The sequence below is a fragment of the Aminiphilus sp. genome (assembly GCF_029975095.1).
In the GTDB taxonomy this organism is placed as follows: Bacteria; Synergistota; Synergistia; order Synergistales; family Aminiphilaceae; genus Aminiphilus.
The window spans coordinates 1-2,707 of sequence record NZ_JARKPW010000075.1 but is presented as its reverse complement, the minus strand read 5'-3'; the positions used below and the strand labels follow the sequence as shown (position 1 = coordinate 2,707).

The window sequence follows — 2,707 nt, the reverse complement described above, 5'->3', positions numbered from 1 at the left end:
CATCGGCGGCAACCACTTCATCCACGCCTGCCGCAGAAACATCGGCATCACCGCCATCGTCATGAACAACAACATCTACGGCATGACGGGCGGGCAGGCCTCGCCCACGACGCCTCCGGGAGCCAGAGCGACCACCGCTCCCTACGGCGCCATCGATCCTCCCTTCGACATCTGCAACCTCGCCGCGGGAGCCGGGGCCACCTACGTCGCCCGGGCCACCATCGCTCAGCCCGCCATGTGCGAGCAGTACATCAAGAAGGGAATCCAGCACAAGGGCTTTTCCGTGATCGAGATCGTCACCCACTGTCACACCCAGTTCGGACGGAAGAACAAGAGGAGTTCCCCCGTGGACAACCTCAACTTCTTCAAGCAGGCGAGCGTCGCCAAGGCCAAAGCGGACCAGATGTCCCCGGAGGAGCTGGTGGGCAAGATCATCACCGGCGAGTTCGTCGACAAGGACATTCCCGAATACACTGAGCAGTACGATAAACTCATCGCCAAGGTGAGGGGGTAGCGACATGAGCGAGCGTTACGAAATCCGCGTGGCCGGTTCGGGGGGACAGGGGGTCATCCTCGCGGCGGTCATTCTCGGCGAGGCAGCGGTTCTCCACGAGGGAATCAACGCCGTACAGAGCCAGGCCTACGGCCCCGAAGCGCGTGGGGGCTCCTCGAAGTCAGAGGTAGTGGTCTCCCGGGGCGAAATCGATTATCCTAAGGCCATGGCGCCGAACCTCCAGGTGGCGCTCACCCAGAAGGCCTGCGACGAGTACGTGAAGGACACGGCGCCCGGCGGCATCGTCATTCTGGACGACTTCTTCGTCACCGACCTTCCCTCGGTGGATGCGGAGATCCTGCATCTCCCCATCGTGCGCACCGCCCGGGAGAAACTCGGCAAGGAGATCGTGGTCAACATGGTCGCCCTCGGAGCGGCGGCCAAGGTTCTGGAGAAGAAGGGGCACTACAACCCCGAGTCGATCCGGAGCGCCATCCTCGCCCGGGTTCCCAAGGGAACGGAGGAGCTGAACTCCAAGGCCTTCGAGGCGGGGTACGAGCTGGTACGCATGTGAGAAACTCCGTGTCCCGGAACACGGGGGGGACACGGTTTTGCGGTGTGGGTGCGGTATGGGAAGAAAGGAACCAGCGAGACAAGCAAGGAGGGGTACCTCATGGCGATCCAGAAACGGACGTCAACGAACGTGTTGCTCGATACGGCTCTTCGGAACTTCTACGCCGCCGCGGAGGAAATGCGGCTGGACGAGGGACTTGTGGAGATCCTGAGCCATTCCGAGCGCAGAACGTGTGTTTCCATCCCCGTCGAGATGGACGACGGCTCCGTGAAGGTGTTCGACGGCTACAGAGTGCAGCATTCCACTGCTCTCGGTCCCTCGAAGGGCGGCATCCGGTTCCATCCTGACGTGTGCCTCGACGAGTGCGAGGCCCTCGCCATGATGATGACCTGGAAGTGTTCCCTCGCGGGGATCCCCTACGGCGGCGGCAAGGGCGGCGTGTCCTTCAACCCCCTGGACTACTCCCAGAAGGAGCGGGAGCGGCTCACGAGAACCTTCGCCGCGCGGATCGAGCCCGTGGTCGGCACCTGGACTGACGTGCCCGCGCCGGACGTGAACACCGGCGGTCCCGAGATGATCTGGTTCATGGACACCATCAGCAAGATGCGCAACCAGCTCGAGCCCGCCATCTTCACCGGCAAGCCCATCTCCCTCTGGGGATCCAAGGGCAGAACCGCCGCGACGGGTCTCGGCGTCGCCACCTGCGCCATGGAGGCCCTCAAAGTCTCCGGCAAACCCGTCGAGGGTGCCACCGTGGCCGTCCAGGGCTTCGGTAACGTCGGCACCTACGCGGCCCTCACCATGGTGAAGGCCGGCGCGAAGGTCGTGGCCATCAGCGACATCACCGGCGCCTACTACTGCCCCGCAGGCCTGGACATCCAGAAGTGCTTCGACTTCGTCAGCTCCCACCCCAAGAAGCTCCTCGAAGGCTACCAGCAGGAGGGCATGCAGAAGCTCGCCGGTGAGGACCTGCTCTTCCTCCCCGTGGACGTCCTTCTTCCCTGCGCGCTCGAAGGCGCCATCAACGGCAAGAACGCCGACAAGGTGCAGGCCAAGTTCATCATCGAGGGAGCCAACGGCCCCGTCACCCCCGAGGGCGACGCGGTTCTCGACAAGAAGGGCGCCCTCGTCGTGCCCGACTTCCTCGCCAACAGCGGCGGCGTCATCGGCTCCTACTTCGAGTGGTGCCAGAACCTGGGCGGCTTCTTCTGGTCCGAGGAAGAGTACAACGACCGTCTGCTCCGGATCATGCGGGACAACTTCCACCGCGTGTGGGACTACAGCACGGCGAACAGCGTCAAGATGCGCCGGGCCGCCTTCATGGTCGCCATCAAGCGGGTCGCCGACGCAGTGCGCATGAGAGGGGTTTTCCTCTAGGATCCACCTTTTTCCCGCAGCGTGCGGAACTTCGGGGTTTCGCGGCGGCGCTCCCTGCGGGGGCGTGTCGCCGGAGCGTGTGCGGACCGGTGGATGAAAGCAAGAACGTCAAGAAAAGGGGCGGTGGGCGACCACCGCCCCTCGGATCTTTTGTGCAGGGAGGGACGGGGAGGAAGCGCATGCGGGAACTTTCCAGGGGATCGGCGCTCACGGCACTGCGCGTGGAGGACAGGACCAGCCGCGGGGAGGGCATCGCCCGTCTC

Annotated in this window: 3 protein-coding genes; all 3 read left to right on the top strand. The window is 64.2% G+C overall.

Annotated features, from left to right (window positions below; all coding sequences use genetic code 11):
* On the top strand, positions 1-514 hold a 514-nt coding region (locus Q1K49_RS04720; protein ID WP_300523382.1), incomplete at its 5' end, for a thiamine pyrophosphate-dependent enzyme.
* Between the two features lie 4 nt (positions 515-518).
* A complete protein-coding gene (locus Q1K49_RS04715) occupies positions 519-1,067 on the top strand; it encodes a 2-oxoacid:acceptor oxidoreductase family protein (RefSeq protein ID WP_300523379.1) in 549 nt (182 codons plus the stop codon).
* Between the two features lie 99 nt (positions 1,068-1,166).
* Positions 1,167-2,444, top strand: coding sequence for a Glu/Leu/Phe/Val dehydrogenase (locus tag Q1K49_RS04710; RefSeq protein WP_300523375.1), 1,278 nt, complete (start codon positions 1,167-1,169; stop codon positions 2,442-2,444).
* Positions 2,445-2,707 lie beyond the last annotated feature (263 nt).

Coding starts and splice junctions, on each gene's coding strand:
- Q1K49_RS04715 (WP_300523379.1), top strand. CDS start 519: ATGAGCGAGCGTTACGAAATCCGCGTGGCCGGTTCGGGGGGACAGGGG.
- Q1K49_RS04710 (WP_300523375.1), top strand. CDS start 1,167: ATGGCGATCCAGAAACGGACGTCAACGAACGTGTTGCTCGATACGGCT.